This is a genomic window from Streptomyces sp. NPDC002926 (assembly GCF_053591755.1).
Genome location: NZ_JBSFUK010000040.1, coordinates 20,065 through 42,352 on the forward strand (window position 1 = coordinate 20,065; position 22,288 = coordinate 42,352).

Genomic DNA, 22,288 nt, shown 5'->3' on the forward strand with positions numbered 1-22,288 from the left:
GGACGCGACGTCCGGACGGGACCCTGGACCCGGCGGCCGCACCGGACAGCCGGACGCCGACGTCCGATTTCCGCCAGCGGGTGCCCGGCGCGGTGCCCATACTGGCCGTATGACGATCGAGGACAGCAGATACGAGGCGGTGAGCAGCAGGGACGCCCGGTTCGACGGGGTGTTCTTCTTCGCCGTGTCCACCACCGGGATCTACTGCCGGCCGAGCTGCCCCGCGATCACACCCAAGCGCCGGAACGTGTCGTTCTACCGGACGGCCGCGGCGGCCCAGGGCGCGGGCTTCCGGGCCTGCCGCCGCTGCCGTCCCGACGCCGTGCCGGGCTCCGCGGAATGGAACGCCCGCGCCGATGTCGTCGGGCGTGCCATGCGTCTGATCGGTGACGGGATCGTGGACAGGGAAGGTGTGGCAGGCCTTGCCCACCGGCTCGGCTACAGCGCCCGGCAGGTGCAGCGGCAGCTGAACGCCGAACTCGGCGCGGGCCCCATCGCGCTGGCGCGCGCCCAGCGCGGCCACACGGCAAGGGTCCTGCTGCAGACCACCACCATGCAGGCGGCGGAGATCGCCTTCGCCGCGGGGTTCGCGAGCGTGCGGCAGTTCAACGACACCATGCGGGAGATCTACGCGGCCACCCCCAGCGAACTCCGCTCCGCCCGGCCCGGCCGCACTTCCCGTTTCGGTCCGGTCGCCCAGGAGAACGGGGCCGCCGCCGGAGTACCGCTGCGGCTGGCCTACCGCGGTCCGTACGCCGCCGTGGAAGTCTTCGACTATCTGGGCAGTCGCGCGATCACAGGCGTTGAGGAGATGGTCGGCGAGCGCGGCTCCCGTTTCTACCGGCGCACCCTGCGGCTGCCGTGCGGGCCCGGCATTGCCGAGGTGGGCGAACAGCCGGGCGCGGGCGGCTGGCTTGAGTGCCGGCTGCACCTCGCCGACCTGCGTGATCTGACGACGGCCACACAGCGGATGCGCCGCCTCTTCGACCTGGACGCCGACCCGTGCGCCGTCGCCGAACGCCTCGGTACGGACCCGGCGCTGGCCCCGCTGGTAGCCGCCCGTCCAGGGCTGCGCGCCCCGGGTGCGGCCGAACCGCACGAGCTCGCGGTACGGGCTGTGCTCGGGCAGCAGGATTCGGTTTCCGCGGGGCGGGAGCCCGGGGACGCGCTGGTCGCGGCGTACGGGGAGCCGCTCCCCGAGCCGAGCGGCGGTCTTACGCATCTGTTCCCGCGGGCGGAGAGCCTGGCGGAGGCTTCTCTGGACGAGCTCGGCATGCCTGACGCGCGGCGCGCCACGCTCCGTACGCTGACGGCCGCGCTCGCAAAGGGCACGGTGGAACTGGACCCGGGCGCCGACCGGGACGGGACCGAGCGGCAGCTGCTCGCCCTGCCGGGCATCGGCCCCTGGACGGCGGGCTACATCCGGATGCGGGCTCTCGGCGACCCGGATGTACTCCTGGCGGAGGACGTGGCGGTCCGGGCGGGGATGCGGCGCGCCGGGGTGGCGGCGCAGGACGGGGAGAGGTGGCGGCCGTGGAGTTCGTACGCCGTGCATCACTTCTGGAACACGTGAGGCTGTCCCCGTCAGGGCCTTCGAACGCTCACCCACTCGCCCGCTTCAGCGACCGGAAGTCCCCACTCGCGGCAGCGCTCACGGTCATCCGGCAGATGGCTGAGGATCATCATGCCTTCGCTGTCGAGCAAGCGGCGCGCCTCGCGGACCCGCCGGGAGATGTCGCGCAGTCCGGTCACCGTACGCAGCGTGGCGGTGGTGATCCTGCGGCCGGTCACCCGCCTGAAGAGCTCGGACATCCGGGTGGTGCCGGTCGGCATGGACAGGATCGCCGTACGGTCTGCTTCGGGGAGGTGCAACAGGAGGTTCTCCGGGAGCTCGGCTCTGCGATGGAGCCATTCCACACGAGGGTCGGCATCACGGGGGAGGGCTCTCCCGTCATGGTTGACCGCGTCTGCCGGCAACCCGTGCCCTGCCCGGATCAGCCCGGCCCACCACGTGGAATTCCCTTCGTTGGCGTACAGGGCGAGCGAGAGCCCGGTCTGCGCCTCGGGCAAGAACAACCCCTGGGGCCCATAGAGCGTGAAGTGGACGTCGAATGGGATGTCCGGCAGGTCAAACCCTTCGCGTACGGCCAGTTCCACGGACTCGGAAAGGTGGCCGTGCTCGGAGGACGTCAGCTCTTCGACGTCGAAGCGACCGGTCCGGGGGCCGTCGAGGGCCTTGTCGATGCAGTCCCTGAGCACATTCGCCAGGCGGCGTCCGTCCGGATCCTCGGCCTGCAACGCTTCGCGCAGGCGCTGGAGTTCTTCGTCCATCGGCGGTCCGGGGTCCGGGATTTGGAGCCACGCTTTCAGCGTGCCGCTCTCGTCGGTGACGCGAATTTTCGCGAAACGCTCCGTCGACAAAGTTGTGCCGGGGTGTCGCAGAGCGGCCTCCATGGCTGTCGCGGAGACACACAGCGTGCGGGGAGCGCCCGACGCTCGTGCAACGCTGTCGAGGTCATCGCAGCGGAGCAGCTTGAGTGCCGTGTCCACGGCAAGCCCTGACACCCCGCTCCTCACGCCACCGGCGTGTACCGCGACCCGCACGCTGAGCCGGGGAGAGCCCCGCCGTTCGTTGACGGCGTCGAGAGCCCTCGGCAGGTCTTCCACCAGCCGGGTCAGGATGTGAGCGATCGGGACGTCCGCGTCGACGGCGAGGACGACCGTGCCGTCCCAGAAGCGTGGCCTGCGCCGACTCGTGCCCACGCCGACAGCGGCCAGGACCTCGTCCAGCGTATCGAGCAAGATCGGTCGGTCCGCGCTCCGGAACGTGGAGAAGTCCTGGATGTCGACGGCGACGACCGTGGGCCGGGGTTGTTCCTGGATGTCGACGGCGACGACCGTGGGCCGGGGTTGTTCCTGGACGGCGACTGGTGGCGGCTCCGCCTGCTCGGGCCCCAGCAGCTCTTGGAGCTCGGCTACCCGGGCGCTCTCACCGGTCGTCAGGAGGAGCGCCAGCGCCTCTCGCCAGCGCTGTCGGGCGGTGTCCCTGTCACCCGAGCGATGGAGGATATGCCCCAGTACGGTCAGGGCCTCCGCCTCCTGTGAGGCGCTGCCGGTCTGCACGAGTGTCAACGCCGACGCCTGGGCGGCACTGTGCGCCGACTCGAGATCGCCCACGTCCAGGTGGGTCTGGGCCATGCGCAGCAGCGCCAGGCCTACGGCCTGGTGACTTCGATGTTCCCGGAACAGCCTCACGGCCTCGGAGAGGCACTCCAACACCTCGGTGTGATGGCCGAGTCGGTGGTGTGCGTCGGACAGCACACCCAGCAGCTCGGCGACGCGGAGTGACATGCCCAATGCTCGCAGGAGCTCCAGTCCGCGAGTGGCCGCATCGACCGCGTGAGGGGGCGCCCCGTGCTCCAGGTGGAGCCGGGCAAGGCTGTCGAGCGCCGATGCCTCCGCGAAGCGGTCACGGCAGGAACCGGCGATGGCATGCGCCCGTGTGTAGTGGTCCGCCGCGCGCGCGTAGTCGCCCTCCCGCTGCGCGATGGCCCCGAAGAGATGGGCGACAATCCCTGCTGTCGCGGGATCTTCCACGCCAACCGCCGTCTCCAGGGCGGCCCGCGCCTCCGACATCAGCCCCGTTGAGAAAAGGCTGTGGGCCAAGGCAACCTGAGCCCTCGCACGGCTCACGTCGTCCCCGGCCGTCATGGCGTCGTCGGAGATGGTGAGCGCGGCGCCGCGGTACTGCGCCGCGTGGAGGGGGGAGGTTGCGAGACCCTTGAGCAGCAGGAGCAGATTCGCCCGGATGCGCGGGGCGACGCTGCGGCCGACGTCGTCGGCGGAGAGCACAGTCAGCACATGGGGCAACTCTTCAAGGAGCCGCTCCAGGCCGGTGCCCCTCGCGACGGCGGCCTTGTCGGAGCCGACGAGCCCCAGGCGGTCGGCGAGCAGATCACCCGGGCGGTCCGCCGCGCAGGCACGCACGGCCTCCCTGCAGTAGAGGCTGAGGAGCCGTTCCATGGCGTCCGACTCGTCCCAGGCCCGCTGCCGGGTGAAGCGCTGTACTTCGTCGTGGAATTGGTACGGGTATCGATCTGGCAGTGGGGAGCGCTCCAGCAGCCCCTGAAGGACAAGTTCGTTGACGGTCTCGACAGCCGACCGGAGGGGCATGTCGAGCACGGCGGCGATCTCTTGAATCGTCAGCTGCGCGGTGTCTATCAGCGCGAGCTGCATCAAGGCCCGCGCGAGCCCGGAGTCCAGATGGCTGAAGTGCAGCTTGAGTGCGGCGTCCAAAGCCGAATCGGTGGGGTCGGTGCTCTTGAGCCCCAGAGTGATCCGGTTCGCAGGAGGTGTACCTCCGACGGCGATCCACTTGGCGATCAGCGTGATGGGCAGCGGCCATCCGCCACAACCCCGAACAATTTCGACGCCGTCGTCGAGTGCCAGGTAGTTCCGCCTCTTCCCCAGGAGGCGGCTCAGCAGGGCGACCCCGGACTCGTCAGTCAGCGGGCCGAGTTGGACCACGTGCGTGGCGCAGTCCGGCATCGCCGTCCTGCTGGTGACGACGACCGCACAGCCGGGAGCGCCGGTGTCGGGCAGCAGTGGAGCGACTTGAGCGGCGTCGTGGGCGTTGTCGAGTACGACCAGCACACGGCGCCCCGCCATGGTCGTCCGGTAGAGAGCGGAGAGCTCGTGCCGGTCCGCCGGAAGCGATTCGAGCGGAACGCCCAAAGCCTGCAGAAAGCCGACCAGCACGGACGACGGATCCAACGGACGGGAACCTGAACCCCGCAAGTCCACGAAGAGCTGGCCGTCCGGGAAGTGCTGCTTCACCAGGTGGGCAGCGCGGATGGCGAGCGTGGTCTTCCCGGCGCCGGGAGCACCGCCGTCGGCCCCGATGCACACCACCGGGGACTGGTGCGGTGTGAGGATGCGCAGCAGTTCCTGGAGGGGTTTCCTCCGGTCGATGAAGAACTCCAACGATTCTGGCGGAAGTTGAGTGGGCGTCGGACCTCCCGATCCCGCCCGACGGGGTTCGCGGACCTCCGCCGGCAGCCCCAGCAGCTCCAGCGTTCGCCGCGACGCCTGCCCGAACGGCTGTAGTTCCGCCGGAAGTTCTGTCCTTCCGTCCGGGTCGTGCGCCACCGACGGAAGCTGCCCGCCTCCGTCCCCCTGGGACGACACATGCCGGCTCAGCGCCCGGTTGATACGCCACACGTCGTGCTCCGCGAGCTCCCGCCTCAGCCGTCGTTGTACCTCTTCGGGCAGGGCCAGCTCGACCGTTCCTCCGAGATCCGTGCCGAGCGGGAAGAGCCCGCTGGTGAGCAGCTCCGCGACATCCGCCGTTGTCGCCTCGGGCACCAGCTCCTGGCGGATGAGATGCAGCAGGCGCATGCTCAGCCTGTCGAAGGCGGAGCACAGCACAGCCAGTCGCGCCGCCGCGGGCGAAGCCGTACGCAGGAAGCCATCGGCACGGGCGTCGGCAGCCGGCGAGCGAGAAGCTCGGCGACGAGTCGCCGTGCGGCCACCGGGCGGGACCAGTACCGCACCGCATCCCTCCGGGGCCGCGCGCATCAGTGTCCGCGACCAGCGGTCCAGCGAGCGCGGGGACAGCGACAGCACGGGGATGGGCAGCCAGGCGCCCTGGTCCCCGTCGGGCAGCAATGGCGGTGGGTCGAAGGCCAAACGTGAATTGACCGATCCCGGAGCGCCCGGCGCGACCCGCACCGTCGGCAGATCAAGACCCGTCCTGCGCCACAGCTTCGTCGGCAGGGGATTCAGCAGCGCGACCGGCGTCGACAGCGACCACTCCCGCAGCTGCCGCCACACCGTCGGCTCTCGCCAGCCCGGTGCCGCGCAGTCGGACACGGCTACCACCAGCCGACGCGCATCGGGCGCCCGAAGCTGTCCCGGGCCTGTCAACCGACCGTTTGTGTCACGGAGTTCGGGACCGTCGTCCCCGAAGCCGAGATTGCGCACCTGAAGCGTACGGAACGCGCCGAGGCGGTCAAGTACGCCGGCGAAGTCGGCGATCGTCTCCTGCCACACCTGCATCGCGGGGGAGTGGTCCACCACGAGTACGAGGTCGAACCACCGCTCCGGCGCCGCGTTGAACGCCGGGATCAGTTCCCCGCTGCGCGCATAGCCGTCCACCGTGGCGTCGATGTCCAGTGCGGCCCGACGGCCCTGACGCCACGGTCGCTTCCACGGCCGCAGGGCGCGGGTCACCTCCAGCGCCAGTGGCAGGCCCGCGGCCCGTGACGCGGCCACCGCGTCGCCCCGGATGCGCGAGCTCGCGCCGGCGAGCCGCTCGTGCAGGGGACGCTCGGGGGCAGTGGTTCCTGCACCCGATGACGACGGCGCGGCAGTTTCCGCCACCGGCTCCGGTTCGCGAACCGCATCGGTGGACTGTTCAGGCGAAGGCGCACCGGACACCGCCTCTGCCTGTCCGTTCTCCGCCATCCGGGACGCCAGCCACAGCGCATCGGCCAAAGCAGTCCCGTCCAGCTCCGGCGCCGCGGCCCGCAGCGCCGCCACCGCCCGCGCCAGCGACGCCTCCTCAGGCACGCGACAGCTCGCGCAGGACCAGGTCCATGACCTCCTGCTTGTCCTCTCCGGCGGGAGCACTGCCGCCGCTCAGCAGGTGTACGGCGTTGAGGAGCTGGTCGATCGCCAGGCTCTCGCCCGCCGCTACACGCCCGACGAAGGCCTCGATCAGCAGGTCGACGGCCCCGGACCGTTCCGTATCCGTACCGATCCGCAGATGCGCCTCGACCACCCGGCGTAGCGCGTCGACCGTCGGCTGCGGCATGGTGTAGCGGATACAGCGCCGCAGGAAGGCCGCGGGGAAGTCCCGTTCGCCGTTGCTTGTCATCACGATGAACGGGAAGCTGTCGCACTGGACGAGCCCGCGCTCCACCGGGCGGCGAGCCTCGCCGTCCCACTCGCGCACCTCTACGATCTCACTCTTGTACCGGGCGAGTTCGGGGATCTCGAACTCGCCGCGCTCCAGCACGTCGAGCAGATCACTCGGCAGATCCAGATCGCTCTTGTCGATCTCGTCGATCAGCAGCGCCCGCGGACGCCCCGCCGGGAGGAGCGCCGTGCCCAGCGGGCCCATCTGCAGGAAGGGCGAGATGTCGTCGCTGCCGCCGGGCCCGTCGAGCCGCTGGGCGTGGATGCGGCCCAGGGCGTCGTACCGGTACAGCGCCTCCGTAAGGGTGCTTCGCGAGGTGATGTGCCAGCGCAGTACGTCGCCGAGCTTCAGCTCCGCCGCGACCTGCTCGATCACCGTGGACTTGCCGGAACCCGCCGCGCCCGTCACCAGCAGCGGCCGGCGCAGCGCCAGCGCGGCGTTGACCGCCTTGACCAGACCGGGCGGCGGCTGGAACTGCTTGTGCAGGGCCTGCCGGGGGAAGCTCCGCCACGGAGGCGGCTCGCCGAGGTCGACATCGCGCGGCGTGCCGTCCCCGACGTAGAAAGGCTGCCAGGTCATGCGGAGTTCTCCCCCTCGGTAGTGAACTGCTCGAACCAGTCGCAGAAGTCGAGCCATTCGGCGTCGTGCCACACGGAGCGCCACTGCGCCAGATGTTCCCGGCCGTCCGGTTCGGCCGGCGTGCTTCCCCAGCTGCGGCGGTAGGCCTCGCTGAATTCCGTGGGCAGCAGATGCCAGAACCTGTCGAGGCTGTCCCGGGACCTGTCGGGCACGCTGCCGTCGCCGCCCGGCCACAGCACGATCGGGGCGTACGCCAGGAGCACCTCCATCACCTGCTCGAACCGCGCCGGCCGGTGCTCCAGGGCGACCGCTCGCGCGTACGCGCCGTGCCCGAGCCGCTTCCTGAGCTCCTGGGCCTGTCCGGTCTCCTGCTCGCCGAGCCAGTCCACGGGCGCGCCGCCCGCTCCGCACGCGCTCATCGCCTCGAGCTTCTCCCTGGCCCGTTCATTGATCCACCACAGATGGTCCGGAGGGCACAGCCGCTCGCTCCAGCGCAGTACGACGTCGTACGCGACACCGAGCCGCTCGCCGAAGTCCGTCTCCTCGGGCCGCCAGCGCAGCAGCAGCGCGGCGGAGGCGGCGACCTCGACCCGCTGCAGCCGTACTCCCGTCCTTCTCGCCTGCAGGGAAGCCCACTTCAGCACGCCGACCAGCCGCTGCTCGACCCCGGTCTGGTCGGGGGTGCAGTCGAACTCCTTGTGTGCGTGCACATCGCCGCGGTCGAGAAGCCAGGCTTCGAGGGTCTCAGGCCATTCGTCGGCCACCGCGGCATGCAGGCTCACCACCAGTCGCAGTCGCGATCTGGTGCCCTGCTGCCGCAACGTCTCGAAGGCGTCGTTGAGTTCGACTTCCGCGCCGACGGAGTGCGCCCAGGCGGTGAGCCGGGGACTGTCCGGGGCCGGTTGGTCCTCGGTGGCGAGCGCCGCGACGAAGGCCGCCAGAGGAGTGGTGCGCGTCTCGTCGACACGCGGGGCGCGCAGTCGCAGGTACTCCACGGCGTCCCGCAGCAGTTCGCTCCCCGAGGCGTCCGGCAGCCGTGCACCGGACCGGCCCGCCGCGGCCGACATCGCACGCCGCAGCCGCTCGGACGTAAGCGGCCGGCCCGGCCAGGAGGTGAGCAGGTCAATGGTGCGCAGGCCGTCGAGCAGGCCGTCGACGACGCGCAGCGCCCAGGCCAGCTCGGCGGCGCTCCCCGGAGCACGCTCGCGCAGGGTGGCGCGCAGCCGCTCCAGCACATCGGCACCGGTGACGGGCGCGGTCAGCAGGGCAGCGCCGCCGAGCGGTTCCAGCGCCTGGTCGAGTTCCTCGGTCGCCAGCGGCCCGAGCACCGACCCGGACCGCAGGAGGTGGCCGGCGTTGCGCGCGAGCCAGGGGCGTTCGCCGAACTGCGCGCCGTCGTACTCCACGAGGCGCGCGTCCTGGCCCGGCACGGCGTCCCGTACGGCATCGAGCACGACCGCGGGCCGCAGGAACTCGCCCGCGCCGCTGATGCCTTCGGCGAGCACATGGACGAGGCCCCGGGTGAAGCCGAGCCGGTACGCGGTCTGCGCGGCACCGACGGACATCAGCAGCGAGAACCGGGTCGCGCCCTGGCGCAACCCGGCGTCCAGCGCTTTGAGGTCAGGCGTGGCGCCCCCGGCGTGGCAGGTGTCGACAAGCGCGATCACGCCGGGCAGTCCCGGTGTCTCCAGGACCTGGGTCAGCAGCTCCCCGACGTTGACCGCGGAGCCGATCACATCGGCCCGCGAGTCGCCCGCCATCAGATACAGCGTGGGGTTGTGGCCGGGCGTGATGCCGTGGCCGATCAAGGCGAGGACGAGCACCGCACCCGCTTCGCCCGCCCGCTGGGCAGCGCCGCGGATCGCGGCCTCGATCTGCGCCTGGCCGACGGTCGGGCCGTACAGCAGTGACGACGCGGTGGCCGGAGTGCACCCGCCCGTCCAGCGGTCCGTGAACGAGCCGTGCAGAGACCGCGCCACCTCTTCCAGACCGTCGAGCAGCCCCAACTCCGCGCACTGCGGCGCGATGACCAGAGTGTGGCGGCGAGGAGTCGGCGCTGTCATGTGATCGAGGCTGCCTCGATCGCCTCGACGACCGGTCCGGCGACGGCGGGCTGCGCGAGATATTTGGCGGCGGGGTGCACCCACACGCCGTCGGAGTCGATGCGCCTGCTGATGGGCAGTACGGACCGGTCATTGGGTCGTACGAACTTCTCCAGCCGCGGCCGTCCCGCGATGAAGTCGTCCCGGTCCCAGAAGTTGAGCCACCGGTCGACCGTGCCGGGCACCCGCAACGGCTGCGGGCGCACCTTGGGCTGCACCACCGTGCGCATCCCCATCGGCGAACCGAGGGTGACCAGCAGTGGCACGCGCCCTTGGTATGTGTGCAGCGTCTCCAGCGATACGACGGTGCCCAGAGAGTGGGCGACGACGATGGTGGGCCCGGCGGGGTCCAGTGCCTCCCCGACGCGGCGGCGGATGCGTGTGTCGAGGGTCAGGCCCTCCTCGTCCGGTTCGGCGCGGCGAAGATAGCGGGCCACCTGGCGCAGCTGGAGGACCATCAGCTGGGCGCCGGCCCAGCCGCCGAAGGTGCGCAGCCCGGGCAGCGACAGCAGCGTGTTCGCGGCGTTGAGCACATGCCGGCCGGCCTCACCGAGGCCTTGCGGCGAGCCTTCGGGGACGAGTTGGGCCCGGGCATGGCGCAGCATGCGCACCTCTTCGTCGGTGCCGGGCTCGGCCAGCCGTTCGGCGACGGCTTCCAGCAGCCACTGGCCGACCAGCCGCGTCTCCTCGTCCGACTCGGGGCCGCCCCTCGCACCCTGGGCGCCGCTCGAACGGAACAGATCGCCGTAGTACGCGAATCGGGCATCCGCCGCCCAGCCCTGCACCAGATCCAGGACCCGGCGCGAATGGCCCGCGGAGCGGGCGCCGTCGGCCAACGCGCGTAACCAGGCGTCCAGTTCGGCGGCGGCGTCCCGCGGACCGCCGATGCCGTGCACAAACACCAGACGCGGCTTCATGATTCCCCCCGAAAGCCCCCGCCCGGGTGCCCCGGGCGAGCTCCGAGAATATCAACCGGCCTGCTGATCGCGGTGTGTATCCGCTCTCTTTGCCGACCTCAGGCGATGGACGCCGAGACGATCGCGGACACGGCGAGATTGCAGGACGCGGTCACCCACACCGCCGGGTGCGGCTCCACCTCGACCAGCGTCGCGCCGAGCTTGCCCGGCGTGACCAGGTCCACCACCAGGAACGCCACAGCCATCATCACCAGGCCCAGCAGGCCGAAGGCGGCAGTGGAGGCGAGACCCTTGCCGAAGTTGTCGTAGGTCGTCCAGATCGACGTGAACACGATGCCGCCGATACCGAGCAGAGCCGAGCTGAGCAGCAGCGCGGCGTTGCGGTTGCGGTCCTCCCAGATCTGCCTGCCGAGCTTCCCGGGCGTCAGCACGTCGATCAGGACTATGCCGAGGATCAGGAGGACCACACCGAGGGCGCCGTACGCGCTCGCGCGGCCAAGTCCGTTGACGATGTCACTCATTGAGGGGCCGGTCTCCATGTCGAGTAGTTGACGCTGGTCAAGGGCGCGCAAAATGTACCGCATGGTTCCGGCCAGTGGATCACGAGCCCGCATCACCCGTACGGCGCAGCAGTACGGGGACGGCGGCCCGAACCGGGTGAGAGTGGATCCCGTACGCCCTCCACCCCACCGTGTCCGATCCGGGAGACCTCCATGGCCTGCATCAACCGACGTGACCTCGGACTGCTCGTACTGCGCGTCGGCACCGGCGCGGTCCTCGCGGCACACGGCTCGCAGAAGCTGTTCGGCTGGTTCGGGGGTGGCGGGCTGGACGCCACGGCAAAGGGCATGGAGGCCATGGGATTCCACCCGGGCCGCGAGAGCGCCGTCGCCGCCGGGCTCGGGGAGGCGGGCGGTGGCGCACTGCTCGCGCTGGGCCTGGCCACCCCGGCGGCCGGTGCCGCGGCCGCGGGCGCCATGGCCGGCGCGGTGGCGGTGCACGTGCCCGCCGGGTTCTTCAACCAGGCCGGAGGCTTCGAGTACCCGGCCTTCCTGGGCTTCACCTCGGCCGCCATCGGACTCGCCGGGGCCGGCCGCTACTCCCTCGACCACGCGACCGATCACCGCTTCGACCAGCCGTGGGTGGTGGCCGTGGCTTTCCTCGGCAGCGCGCTCGCCGCGGCCGCGGTGCTGGGCAAGCGGGCCACGAGGCAGTCCGCCGCGCAGTCCGGCGAGGGCCGCACGGACGCCGCCGGGGAGTAGCCCGTACCCGGGGTGGCGGCTGAAGAGGCCGGCGCTCGCCGTCTGCTTGTGGTCGGCGCTGCGGCCGTTGCGCCATCGCCGCCCGGTCTTCGGGTTGATACCGGTGATCCGGCCCGCCTCGTTGTCGCTCAGGCCCTGCTGCATGAGCTGGGAGTCCTCCCGCTCACGCACCAGTTGCCGGCGGCCTTGGGTTACCGTCCGAACACTGCTGATCTCGAAGTCCCTGCCATCCCCTGAACCGGGGTGTTGCAAAGAGCACTGGAACGGAAGGTGCTGTGCGGGCCACTCCCGAGTCACCAATGAGCCGGCCCCATCGCATCCCCAGCGGCCGATCAGACGTCCACGATGGACATGCCGTGCAGGGTGCCCGCTCGTACCCTGAAGTGGATGCCTGCGGACGTCCATCTCCACGGGAAGTCGGCTCACCAGGCGCGCAGTGGTCGAGATTCCTGTCCGGTACTCGGTGAAGCGGCTGGAGGTTGTCCCATGAGCAGGCGCTGGACCGCGCGACTGGCCCTGGCGGCGGGCACAGCGGCGCTTCTGGTGCTGGTGGTCTTCGCCGGGCTGGGAAGCCTCGTGCTCATGGGGGTGGGGTGGGCAGGGCTGGCGCTCACGGCGGCCGGCGCGTGGTGGATGCTCACCCACACCGGCTGGATCAGGGTGCTGGCCGTGCTGCTGGTGGTCGCCGCGCCGCTCGGTGTCCTGGTTCTGTACGCGGCTGCCGGGCTGCTGTGGGTCGTGCTGGTCTCGCTCGGCCTGTGGGTGCTGGCTGTTTCCGCAGGCAAGGCCGCACTTGTCGAAGACACCGCACCGAGCATGCCGGAGCGCTCCGTCAGCCGGGCCGCGCGACCGTTCCTGATCATGAATCCGCGCTCAGGTGGCGGAAAGGTCGAGAGGTTTCATCTGGCGGAGCGAGCCAGGGCACTCGGGGCCGAGGTCGTCGTGCTGGATCCGGACCGGCGGCAGGATGTGGCCGAGCTGGCGCGGCGGGCCGTCCGGGGTGGAGCCGACCTGCTCGGCGTCGCGGGTGGTGACGGTACGCAGGCCTTGGTCGCCGGTGTGGCCGCAGCGCACGACATTCCCTTCATGGTGATCAGCGCCGGCACCCGCAACCACTTCGCCATGGATCTGGGCCTGGACCGGCAGGATCCCTCCAGGTGTCTGGAGGCACTGACCGACGGCGTCGAACTGCGCGTCGACCTCGGCTACCTCCATGCGGGAGATCCTGCGGACCGAGGCGCGGGGCGCGCCTTCATCAACAACGCCTCGTTCGGCGTGTACGCAGAAGTCGTGCAGAGTCCCGCCTATCGCGAGGACAAGGCCCGCACCATCCTGGAGATGCTGCCGGATCTGCTGACTCGCCGCAGCGGCGCGCGGCTGAGTGTCCGTGCCGGTTCGCTGACCATGGACGGTACCCAGGCCGTGCTGGTGAGCAACAACCCCTATGAGAGCGGCGATCCGGCGGGACTGGGGCGCCGAGAGCGTCTGGACTCCGGCGAGCTGGGGTTGCTCGGTGTCGCCGTCGACAACGCCGCCGAAGCGACGGAGCTCCTGCTGCTCGGCGGGCAGGGCCGCGGGCTGACCGAGGTCACCGCCCGAGAAGTCGTCGTCGACGCCGACGCTCCCGTCATCCCGGCCGGTGTCGACGGCGAGGCCTTGATGCTGCCTACTCCGGTGCACTGCCGTCTCGCGTCCGGCGCTCTGCGCGTGCGCGTGCCCCGGCACCGGCCCGGCGTGCCGCACGCCGCGCCGCCGATGGACTGGCGCCGGGTGCGTCGTCTGGCGCTGACGATGGGGCGGGTCGCGGCAGGGCGCGGTGCCGCTTGATCAACGGCGGGTGTCGGTCCGGGGGACGAACGGCGTGCGGTACGGGTGCGGTACTGGTGCGGCGACGCCCGGGTTCGTCGTCCGGGAGACCACCGGATTTCTCCCATCCGGAGGGCGGTCACTGCTCGTTGCCGGGCGGAGGAGCAGCGGTGGGCGGCGGAGCAGCGGCGTCGGGTTCGGGCCGGGCGGGCTGTTCGGCGGTGGTGACGGGCGTCCACTCCGCCCCGGTGCGCAGGCGGAAGGCGGCGACGGCGGCCTCCACGGTGGGGAAGAAGTGCCGGGGGTCGATGGTGCGGGTGAGCCCGTACCGTTCGATCTTGCGCCGCACGGGGTCCTTGAGCTCGGCGAACACGAGGTGCACGTGGTCTGCGTTGAGCGTCTCGTCGAGTTCCGTCAGGACGTCGGAGGCGGTGGTGTCCACGTCGGTCATGGGCTCCGCCGCGACCACGATCCAGCTCGGCCGCGGGTCCGTGTCGGCCAGTCGCAGGATCTCGTCGCGGAAGGCCTTGGCGTTGGCGAAGATGAGCGGGGCGTCGAACCGGTAGATCACCAGGCCCGGCAGCTGCCCGGCCTGCGGGTAGGAGCGGACGTCGTGGTAGCCCTCCAGGTCCTGAACCCGCCCCAGCACGGTGTTGTACGGCCACCAGATGCGTCGGAAGACGTTGAGGACGGACAGGGTCACCGCGATGGCGATCCCGAGCAGCACGCCGAGCAGGGTCACGCCGGCGAAGGCCGCGAAGCACAGCAGGAACTCCGTCCGGCGCTGCCGCCACAGCCGTACTGCCCCCGGGACGTCGGCCAGGGACAGTGACGCGGTGATGACCACGGCGGCAAGGGCAGGCTGGGGGAGATTGCGGAACAGGCCCGGAGCCAGCACGAGCATGAGGACGATGAGCGCCGCTCCGACGACTCCGGTGAGCTGACTCCTGGCCCCCGCGCGCTCCGCCACCGCCGTACGGGATCCGCTCGTGCTGACCGGGAAGCCCTGGAAGAGACCGGCCGCCAGGTTGGCCACACCGACCCCCGCCATCTCCTGGTTGCCGCGGACCTCCTGCCCGGTGCGGGCTGCGAAGGCCGACGCGTTGGAGATCGTGTCGGCCAGGGACACCAGGGCGATGCCCAGCGCACCGCCGAGCAGCAGCGGTAGGTCGGCGGGCCGCACATCGGGGATCGTGAACGGCGGGAAGCCCTCGGGCAGTTCTCCGACCAGGCCGACGCCGTGGTTCCCCAGGTCGAAGACGGTGGTCGCGGCGATCGCCAGGACCACCATCGCGAGCACCGCGGGGACTTTCGGCAGGAGGCGCTGCAGGACCAGGATCAGGACGATCCCGCAGCCGCCGACCGCGGCGGCGGCCGGCACCGCCGCCCCGTCGGCGAGTTTCTGCACGAAGCCGACGCACTCGCCGATCAGGTTGTCCGCCTCGACCTTGAAGCCGAGCAGTTTGGGCAGCTGACCGATCAGAATGGTCAGGGCCAGGCCGTTCATATAGCCGATCATCGTCGGTTTGGAGATCAGGTCGGCGATGAAACCGAGCTTCGCCACCGAGGCCAGGATCATGATGGTCGCCACCATGAGCGCGAGCATCGACGCCAGCGCGACCGCCCGGCCGGGATCCCCGTCGGCCGCCACCAGGGGCAGCACGGTGGCGGCGATCATCGGCCCCAGCGAGGAATCGGGGCCCAGCACCAGGATCCGGGACGGCCCGCAGACCGCGTATCCGAGCAGACAGAGAATCGTCGTGTACAGGCCGGTGATGGGCGGCAGGCCCGCCAACTCGGCGTACGCCATGCCCTGCGGCACCAGGAGCGTGGTCAGGACGACTCCCGCAACCAGGTCCTTGACCAGCCACTCGCGCCGGTAGGACGACACTGCACGGATCCCGGGAACAGCCCGCAACCGGGAGAGAGGCTTGCGGCTCTTGTGCTGGGTTGTCACAGACCGTCCTTCCGTTCTGCCTCACTGCTCCCGGTCCTCTCCGGCCGGCACCAGGGGAGTCGGGAGTTCGCGCACGGCAGAGGGCGGCACGCGAATGGTGAGGCCCGTATGAGGGCGGCGAAGTGTCGGCGCATCAGGTGCCTCTCGACCGACGGGCCAGGAGCTTGCCCAGTTCCCACAGGAGCAGGAGCGTGAGGGCGGCCAGCAGAGCCCAGCCGAACTGCCGCGCGTCGATCTGGGTCGTCCCGAGGATGCGACGGAAGCCGTCCATCTGGGTCACCAGCACGGCGAGCACGAACTGGGCCAGTGCCACCCAGTTCATCTGCTTGCTGTCGAAGGTGGACGTCGTCAGCACCGAATCCGTCTCGCTGCGGCACTCGAACGCGGCCACGATCAGGCAGAGGGCGAAGGCGGTGAACGCGATCGACTGACCGGTCCGGACGCTGTCGACGTGGGCCTGACCGAGCTGGATCAGTCCGAGCAGGATGACGGTGATCGCCAGCCCGCCGACTCCGACCGTGACCAGTACGGGCCGGGTGAGCACCGACTCCCCTCGCGGACGCGGCCTGCGTCGCATGAGCCCGGGGCTCTCCCGGTCGAAGCCGAGCGCGAAGCCGAAGGAGGCGTTGACCACGAAGTGGATCCACAGCACCTGCGGCGGGGTGAAGGGCTCACCGGCGGCGATGTTGAAGACGGTGGCCCCGAGAAAGGTCAGCACGAAGGTGACCAGCAGGAGCAGTACGAACCGGATGTACTTCGTGAGGTTGTCGTAGATTCTCCGGCCCTGCTCCACGGCGTAGACGATGGTGGCGAAGTTGTCGTCGGAGAGGATCATGCGTCCGGCGTTTTTCGCCACGTCCGTGCCGCTGCCCATGGCGATACCGATATCGGCGGCCTTGATGGCGGGCGCGTCGTTGACGCCGTCCCCGGTCATCGCCACGACATCGCCCTTCTTCTTGAGCGTGTGGGCGAGCAGCACCTTGTGCTCCGGCGCGACGCGCCCCACCACACCGATGCCGTCGATGCGGGCGAGTTGCTCGTCCTCGCTCATGGCGGCGAAATCGGTGCCGAGGACCGCCTCGCCGGGGATACCGAGCTGCCGGGCGATCGCCGCACCGGTGGTGACGTCGTCACCGGTCACCATGCGGACCCGGATGTGCCCCGCCTGGGCGCCGGCCACGGCGGCCCTGGCGTCCTCGCGGGGCGGATCGACCATGCCGACGAGACTGGTCATCCGCAGCTCGGTGACGTGCGCGAGCAGGTCGCCGTCCGGATCGAAGCCGGCCGGGTCCAGATCACGGGTGGCCGCGGCCATCACCCGGCGCCCCTCGCCGCCCATCCGTTCGGTCTGCGCCTCGGCACGCGAGACCAGTTCGGCGTCCCACGGGATGGTCTCGCCCGCCGCGAGCGCGGTGGCGGCCCGCGCCACCACCGCCGGGACCGCTCCTTTGACGAAGCATCGGACGACCTGCCGCCCGGAGGCGTCGACCGCTGAATTGAAGGTGGCCATCAACTTGTAGTCCGGGTCGAACGGCAGCGTGGCGAGCCGGGGAAGGCCTTCCCTGGTGGCTTCGATGTCCAGCCCGGCCTTGTGCGCGAGCACCAGCAGCGCGCCCTCGGTGGGATCGCCCACCACCTCGCCGTCCACCAGCTTCGCGTCGCTGGCCACCACATACGGCAGGATCGCGTCCTCGATGCCCGCGGAGGAACCTGCGGCATGGTGGATCTTCCCGTCGAGCCCGTAACCCGTGCCCGAGACGGTGTACCGGTCGGTGGGACTCACCACTTCGACGGCGGTCATCTGGTTCATCGTCAGGGTGCCGGTCTTGTCCGAGTTGATCGCCGACGTGAACGCCAGGGTCTCGACCGACGGCAGTTCCTTGACGATGGCGTTCCGCTTCGCCAGGTTGAGGCTGCCGACGGACAGGATCGCCTGGGTCACGGTCGGCAGAGCCTCGGGGATGGCGGCGATGGCCAGCGAGACCGCGCTGACGAACAGGACGTCCCAGGCCTGGTCCCGTTGCCGCCCCAGGGCGAACATCACGATCATGGTCAAGCCCGCCGCCCCCGTGATCCACAGCGTCAGGGTGTCGAGCTCCTTGGTGAGCGGCGGTACCTCCTTCTCGGTGGCCGACAGCATCCTGGAGATCTTGCCGACTTCGGTTCCGGCGCCGGTCGCGGTGACGACGAGTACGCCGCTGCCATGGGTGACCGGGGTGTTCATGAACGCCATATTCGTCTGGTCGCCGGGTGCCGGCCGGGGGCCCGGCAGCGTACGGGTGTCCTTCGAGGCAGGGACGCTCTCGCCGGTGAGCGCCGACTCGTCGATCTGCAGGGCACTGGCCTCGATGATGCGTCCGTCCGCCGCCACTTGGTCCCCGGCGGCGATGAGCACGATGTCGCCGACGACAAGCTGTTCGGCGGGGATCTCGGCCTCCGTCCCGTCCCTGCGCACCCGCGCCGTCGCCTTCATCATCGACTGCAGCGCGTTCATCGCGCTCTCGGCCTTGCCCTCCTGGCGCAGGCCCACGACCGCGTTCAGCAGGGTCAGGACGATCAGCAGGATCGCGGTGGTCCACTCCTTGATGAGCAGCGAGACGACCGCCGCGGCCACGAGGACGATCTGCATGTAACTGCGGTACTGCTGGAAAAACCGGCGCCAGGCCGGAGTTCGCTTCTCCTCGGGCAGCGAGTTCGGGCCGTGCGTGGTCAGGAGTTCCGCGGCACGGGCCGCGGAGAGACCGACCGCCGGATCGACGCCGAACGCGGCCACGACCTCCTCGGGAGCGCGGGTGTACCAGCCGTCCCCCGAAGGCCGAGGCTGTCCTCCCACGGAATCCGAACGCACCGTCATCGTCTGCCTCCGATCCGTGGCCGCGGATCGTCCGGACCGGTCGCGCGCCGGTCCGACAGGGTCCTAGCCGCGTTGCTTCTTCTTCGGCCGCCCGGCGCCGGACGTGCGCCTGTTCGCCGTCGGACCGTCCCTCCGCCCAGTGGCTCGCGCGGCCGACGGATGCCGGTCGGCGTACGGATCGGCCGGGGCCCCGGCGGGGGCTTCCTGCTCCAGCTCCCGTTTGGTGACGAGCAGATCCTTCCGCGCCTCTTCCCCCACGTCGGGGTACTGAGGATCGATGTCCATCAGGGCGTTCGCGAGGACCGCAGCCGCGCAGATCCGCGCGAACCACTTCCGGTCCGCCGGCACGACGTACCACGGCGCCCACTTCGTACTCGTGGCCGACAGCATTTCGGAGAACGCGTCCTGGTAGTCGTCCCACCGGCGCCGTTCCCGGACGTCGGCCGCGGAGAACTTCCAGTTCTTCTCCGGCAGGTCGATCCGCTTCAGGAAACGGGTGCGCTGCTCCTCCTTGGACAGGTTCAGGAAGATCTTCACCACTGTGAACCCGTTGTCCGTGAGGTAGCGCTCCCAGTGGTTGATCTCCCGGTAGCGCCGGTCCCACAGGCCCGGCCCACGTGCGTTCTCCGGCAGCTTCTGCCGGACCAGGTTCTCGGGGTGGACTCGCACGACGAGAACCTCCTCGTAGTGCGAGCGATTGAAGATGGCGATCTCGCCGCGCGTGGGCAGCCGCCGGGCGTAACGCCACAGGTAGTCGTGGTCGAGTTCCTCGGTGGAGGGCACCTTGAAGCTGCTGACCCGTACGCCCTGGGGGTTGACGCCGCTCATCACGTGGCGGATCGTCCCGTCCTTGCCTCCGGCGTCGAGTGCCTGGAGACAGAGCAGCACGCCATACGTGTCCTGGGCAGCCAGCCGCTCCTGGTACTCGGCCAGCAACGACACCCCGTTCCGCAGCAGCTCGATCCCGTCCCGCTTCTTCAGACCGGCCTTGTAGCGAGGATCGAAGTCCCGGTCCAGGCGCACCTTCGACCCCGGTTCCACCCGTAGTGGCTCGATGAAATCCGCGATGCGTTCCGCTCTCTCGTCCGACATCGCCTATCAGTCCTTCGCTGGTCGGGGGTGAGCACGGCGCGTTTCGGGGGACAGGACGGTCACGGCCCGCTCCTCACCGCTTCCGGGGCCGTGGGAGCGTTCACGGCCTCCGCCACCCGCGGGGGCGGCTGCGTCCGGCTCCGGGCCGGCCTCAGCCGCCCTGTCGTCGATTGCCTGTCCGGGAGCGGTGCGGCAGGCGGCACCGAGCACCCTCCGGGACCGGCGTTCGACCAGGATCGGGACGTAGGCTCTGACCCTGGCCCGGTGGAACGAGTCGTACGCGGTCCTGACCGTCGCCTCGACGGTGACCGCGTCGACCGAGGGGTAGGCAGCACTCAGCCGTGCCACCAAGTTCCGGATGGACACGAGTTCGTGGTGCGAGCCGGGTGTCGGGAGGTCCGGCGGCCCTGCGGGATCGGCGCGCTCCACCGGCCCGGGGCAGCGACGCGAGCCCTCGACGGGGAGGCATGCGCCGACTTGAGGTGTCTGCTCTTCGACCGTCATGGCCGCACCGAACCCATGTCCCACGACCTCCAGACCGCAGAACCACACATCCCGCCACAGCCGCGAGCGGGTCCCTGGCGCTCATTGTCTGCCCGCCTGGGCAAGATCGCCCCCTGAGGCCGGGGGCGGTCACGGTCGCCCGCTCCCACCCGCGGCTGGGCATCCCAGGAGTGGTTGCGTAGGCTGGTGCGGTCCACGTGGGTGGGGCGGAAGGCTGCCGACAGCGCCTCCGCACCCAACTGACGTGGTGTCGGACAAGTCGGCAATCGGTCAGCATGAGTCCTGAAAACCTCGTGAATCTGCCCGGGGACCCGACTCGTGATTGGGTATGGAAACCGCCCTTGACCTGCAAAAAAAGCAGGCAGGGAGCATAGATTCGGGAGTGCCTCGATGTTGCGTACCATGTTCAAGTCCAAGATCCACCGGGCCACCGTGACCCAGGCCGATCTGCACTACGTCGGCTCGGTCACCGTCGACGCCGCGCTGATGGAAGCCGCCGATCTGCTCCCCGGCGAGCTCGTCCACATCGTCGACATCACCAACGGCGCCCGGCTGGAGACGTACGTCATCGAGGGCGAGCGCGGCTCGGGAGTCATCGGTATCAACGGCGCGGCCGCCCACCTTGTGCACCCCGGCGATCTGGTGATCCTGATCAGCTACGCCCAGGTCGACGACGCCGAGGCGCGCACCCTGGTGCCCAGCGTCGTCCATGTCGACACGGAGAACCGGATCGTCGCCCTCGGCTCGGATGCCTCCGCACCGGTGCCCGGCAGCCGGACGGAACGCAGCCCGCACGCCGTCGTCTGACCGCACGCCGACGTCCGATCAGCACGTCGGCGTCCGATCAGCACGCCGACGTGTCGCCGTACGCCGACGTGCCGCCGTGTGATCGTTCCCCGAAGTCCTGCCCGCCCGAAGGAGGCACCCGCCATGGCAGATCCCGATATCCGCGACAACCGTCCGGAGGGACTCCGCGAGGCGTACGAGGACGGCCAAGTCGCAGGACGCATCGTCTACTTCACCCTCGACACGCCCCCGGCCGCCCTGGTCGCCGTGCACACCGTGGTGGAGCCGGGGCACGAGGGCAAGGGCGTCGCGAGCGCGCTGGTACGGGAGTTCTACGCGATGGCGGCACGTGAGGGCGTTCCCGTCGTACCGCTGTGTCCGTACGCCGCCGAGTGGGCCCGCCGCCACCCCGACGAGGCCCCCGAGGCCCCGGCCGGTCCGGTGCGGGCCGCGCAGGAGCAGCTGAAGGCGAATCCGCGGCTCTGGTGACCGCAGCAGCGGCGTTAGCATGCCGGTCATGCTGGCGCTGCTGCACACCTCCCCGGTCCACGTCCCCGTCTTCGAGGCCCTGCGGGACGAGGACCACCCGGGGCTCGCGCTGCGTCACCTCGTCCACGAGGACCTACTGGAAAGGGCTCGCGAGGCAGGCCCCGCGGCGGTCGCACCCGCAGTCGCGGCCGTGATCGCCGGAGCCGTCGCCGAGGGTGCGACCGCGGTGCTGTGCACCTGCTCCACGATCGGTGGCGTCGCCGAGACATGCGCCGCCGACCTGGGCGTACCGGTGTTGCGGGTCGACCGTCCGATGGCCGCGGCGGCGGCCGGAAAGGGGCGTGTCGTCGTGGTCGCGACCGTGCAGAGCACCCTGGACCCGACTGCCGCGCTGATCCGCGAAGAGGCCGCGGGCCGTCGCGTCGACCTGCGCACGCTGCTCGTCGACGGTGCCTGGGAGCGCTTCGAGGCGGGCGACCGCGACGGCTTTCTGAACGCGGTGGCCGCCGCCGTCGACGCGGTGCGCGAGGCGGATGTCATCGTTCTGGCCCAGGCCTCGATGGCGGGCGCCGCCGACCGTACGAGGACGGCTGTCCCGGTCCTCTCCAGTCCCCGGCAAGGGCTGCGGGCGGCCGCGGAGGCAGTCGCGTCCCGATCATGACGCGTGGACGCGGCGCGCGTGGGCACGCGCAACGGGAGACATTGGGAACGCACCACTCCGTACCGTTCTGGAGGCAGGCATGACCCAGCCGCCCGTACCCCCTTCGCCGGTCCCGACGCCGGGCCCGCCCGGACCCGATCCCGGTCCGCTGCCCGGCCCGGTGCCGACTCCCTCGCCCCCGCCGGGACCCGCGCCCGACCCCATTCCGAGGCCGCCGGGCCCTGACCCCGACCCCGTACCGGAGCCGGAGCCCGCGCCGGGACCGGCGGGCTGAACCGCCCGCGGGGGCCCGGGGGCGGGGGGGGCCGCCCCCCCGGGGGCCGCCCCCCCGGGGCCCGGGTGGTGTGGGGGGGCCCCCCC

The 22,288-nt window shown here is 70.7% G+C and carries 15 protein-coding genes and 1 pseudogene; 6 read left to right on the top strand and 10 right to left on the bottom strand.

Going from position 1 to position 22,288, the window contains the following annotated elements; all coding sequences use genetic code 11:
- Window positions 1–109 precede the first annotated feature (109 nt).
- Window positions 110–1,573 carry an AlkA N-terminal domain-containing protein gene (locus ACWDZ6_RS30915; RefSeq protein WP_451505466.1) on the top strand — a complete coding sequence of 488 codons (1,464 nt, stop codon included), beginning with the start codon at window positions 110–112 and terminating at the stop codon, window positions 1,571–1,573.
- An 11-nt stretch (window positions 1,574–1,584) separates the two neighbouring features.
- Here the strand turns inward: ACWDZ6_RS30915 and ACWDZ6_RS30920 are convergent, their stop codons facing one another.
- From ACWDZ6_RS30920 to ACWDZ6_RS30940, 5 genes are all read right to left on the bottom strand, one after another.
- Window positions 1,585–6,570, bottom strand: a complete 4,986-nt coding sequence (locus ACWDZ6_RS30920) for a NaeI family type II restriction endonuclease (protein WP_451505467.1) — start codon at window positions 6,568–6,570, stop codon at window positions 1,585–1,587.
- Window positions 6,563–7,498 carry an AAA family ATPase gene (locus ACWDZ6_RS30925; protein ID WP_451505468.1) on the bottom strand — a complete coding sequence of 312 codons (936 nt, stop codon included), beginning with the start codon at window positions 7,496–7,498 and terminating at the stop codon, window positions 6,563–6,565. The genes ACWDZ6_RS30920 and ACWDZ6_RS30925 overlap by 8 nt, the downstream gene beginning before the upstream one ends.
- Window positions 7,495–9,561, bottom strand: coding sequence for a vWA-MoxR associated conflict system protein (locus tag ACWDZ6_RS30930; RefSeq protein ID WP_451505469.1), 2,067 nt, complete (start codon window positions 9,559–9,561; stop codon window positions 7,495–7,497). The genes ACWDZ6_RS30925 and ACWDZ6_RS30930 overlap by 4 nt, the downstream gene beginning before the upstream one ends.
- Window positions 9,558–10,517, bottom strand: coding sequence for an alpha/beta hydrolase (locus ACWDZ6_RS30935; RefSeq protein ID WP_451505470.1), 960 nt, complete (start codon window positions 10,515–10,517; stop codon window positions 9,558–9,560). Before ACWDZ6_RS30935 ends, ACWDZ6_RS30930 begins: the two co-directional genes overlap by 4 nt.
- A 98-nt stretch (window positions 10,518–10,615) precedes the next feature.
- A complete protein-coding gene (locus tag ACWDZ6_RS30940) occupies window positions 10,616–11,038 on the bottom strand; it encodes a DUF350 domain-containing protein (protein WP_326653972.1) in 423 nt (140 codons plus the stop codon).
- A 192-nt stretch (window positions 11,039–11,230) separates the two neighbouring features.
- Here ACWDZ6_RS30940 and ACWDZ6_RS30945 point away from each other — a divergent pair, with 192 nt between their 5' ends.
- Window positions 11,231–11,779 (top strand): DoxX family protein, encoded by a 549-nt coding sequence (locus ACWDZ6_RS30945; protein ID WP_451505481.1) that lies wholly within the window; start codon window positions 11,231–11,233, stop codon window positions 11,777–11,779.
- Window positions 11,780–11,812: 33 nt separating this feature from the next.
- Here the strand turns inward: ACWDZ6_RS30945 and ACWDZ6_RS30950 are convergent.
- A pseudogene (locus ACWDZ6_RS30950) lies at window positions 11,813–12,031 on the bottom strand (hypothetical protein); the annotation flags it as partial.
- A gap of 234 nt (window positions 12,032–12,265) precedes the next feature.
- On the opposite strand from ACWDZ6_RS30950, the gene ACWDZ6_RS30955 reads away from it, so the two are divergent.
- A complete protein-coding gene (locus tag ACWDZ6_RS30955; RefSeq protein WP_451505471.1) occupies window positions 12,266–13,606 on the top strand; it encodes a diacylglycerol/lipid kinase family protein in 1,341 nt (446 codons plus the stop codon).
- A gap of 118 nt (window positions 13,607–13,724) precedes the next feature.
- Here ACWDZ6_RS30955 and ACWDZ6_RS30960 read toward each other — a convergent pair whose 3' ends face one another.
- From ACWDZ6_RS30960 to ACWDZ6_RS30975, 4 genes are all read right to left on the bottom strand, one after another.
- Entirely contained in the window at window positions 13,725–15,542 is a 1,818-nt protein-coding gene (locus ACWDZ6_RS30960; RefSeq protein ID WP_451505472.1) for a SulP family inorganic anion transporter, read from the bottom strand.
- A 133-nt stretch (window positions 15,543–15,675) separates the two neighbouring features.
- Window positions 15,676–18,396: a cation-translocating P-type ATPase gene (locus ACWDZ6_RS30965; protein ID WP_451505473.1), complete on the bottom strand. Its 2,721-nt coding sequence runs from the start codon at window positions 18,394–18,396 to the stop codon at window positions 15,676–15,678.
- 63 nt (window positions 18,397–18,459) lie between these two features.
- Window positions 18,460–19,488, bottom strand: a complete 1,029-nt coding sequence (locus ACWDZ6_RS30970; RefSeq protein WP_451505474.1) for a polyphosphate kinase 2 family protein — start codon at window positions 19,486–19,488, stop codon at window positions 18,460–18,462.
- A 6-nt stretch (window positions 19,489–19,494) separates the two neighbouring features.
- Window positions 19,495–19,992: a three-helix bundle dimerization domain-containing protein gene (locus ACWDZ6_RS30975; RefSeq protein WP_451505475.1), complete on the bottom strand. Its 498-nt coding sequence runs from the start codon at window positions 19,990–19,992 to the stop codon at window positions 19,495–19,497.
- Between the two features lie 390 nt (window positions 19,993–20,382).
- Here ACWDZ6_RS30975 and panD point away from each other — a divergent pair, with 390 nt between their 5' ends.
- The 3 genes from panD to ACWDZ6_RS30990 all read left to right on the top strand — a co-directional run bounded on the left by panD (window position 20,383) and on the right by ACWDZ6_RS30990 (window position 21,928).
- Window positions 20,383–20,799, top strand: coding sequence for an aspartate 1-decarboxylase (panD, locus tag ACWDZ6_RS30980; RefSeq protein WP_451505476.1), 417 nt, complete (start codon window positions 20,383–20,385; stop codon window positions 20,797–20,799).
- 123 nt (window positions 20,800–20,922) lie between these two features.
- Entirely contained in the window at window positions 20,923–21,267 is a 345-nt protein-coding gene (locus ACWDZ6_RS30985) for a GNAT family N-acetyltransferase (RefSeq protein WP_451505477.1), read from the top strand.
- A gap of 28 nt (window positions 21,268–21,295) precedes the next feature.
- Window positions 21,296–21,928, top strand: a complete 633-nt coding sequence (locus ACWDZ6_RS30990; protein WP_451505478.1) for an aspartate/glutamate racemase family protein — start codon at window positions 21,296–21,298, stop codon at window positions 21,926–21,928.
- Window positions 21,929–22,288 lie beyond the last annotated feature (360 nt).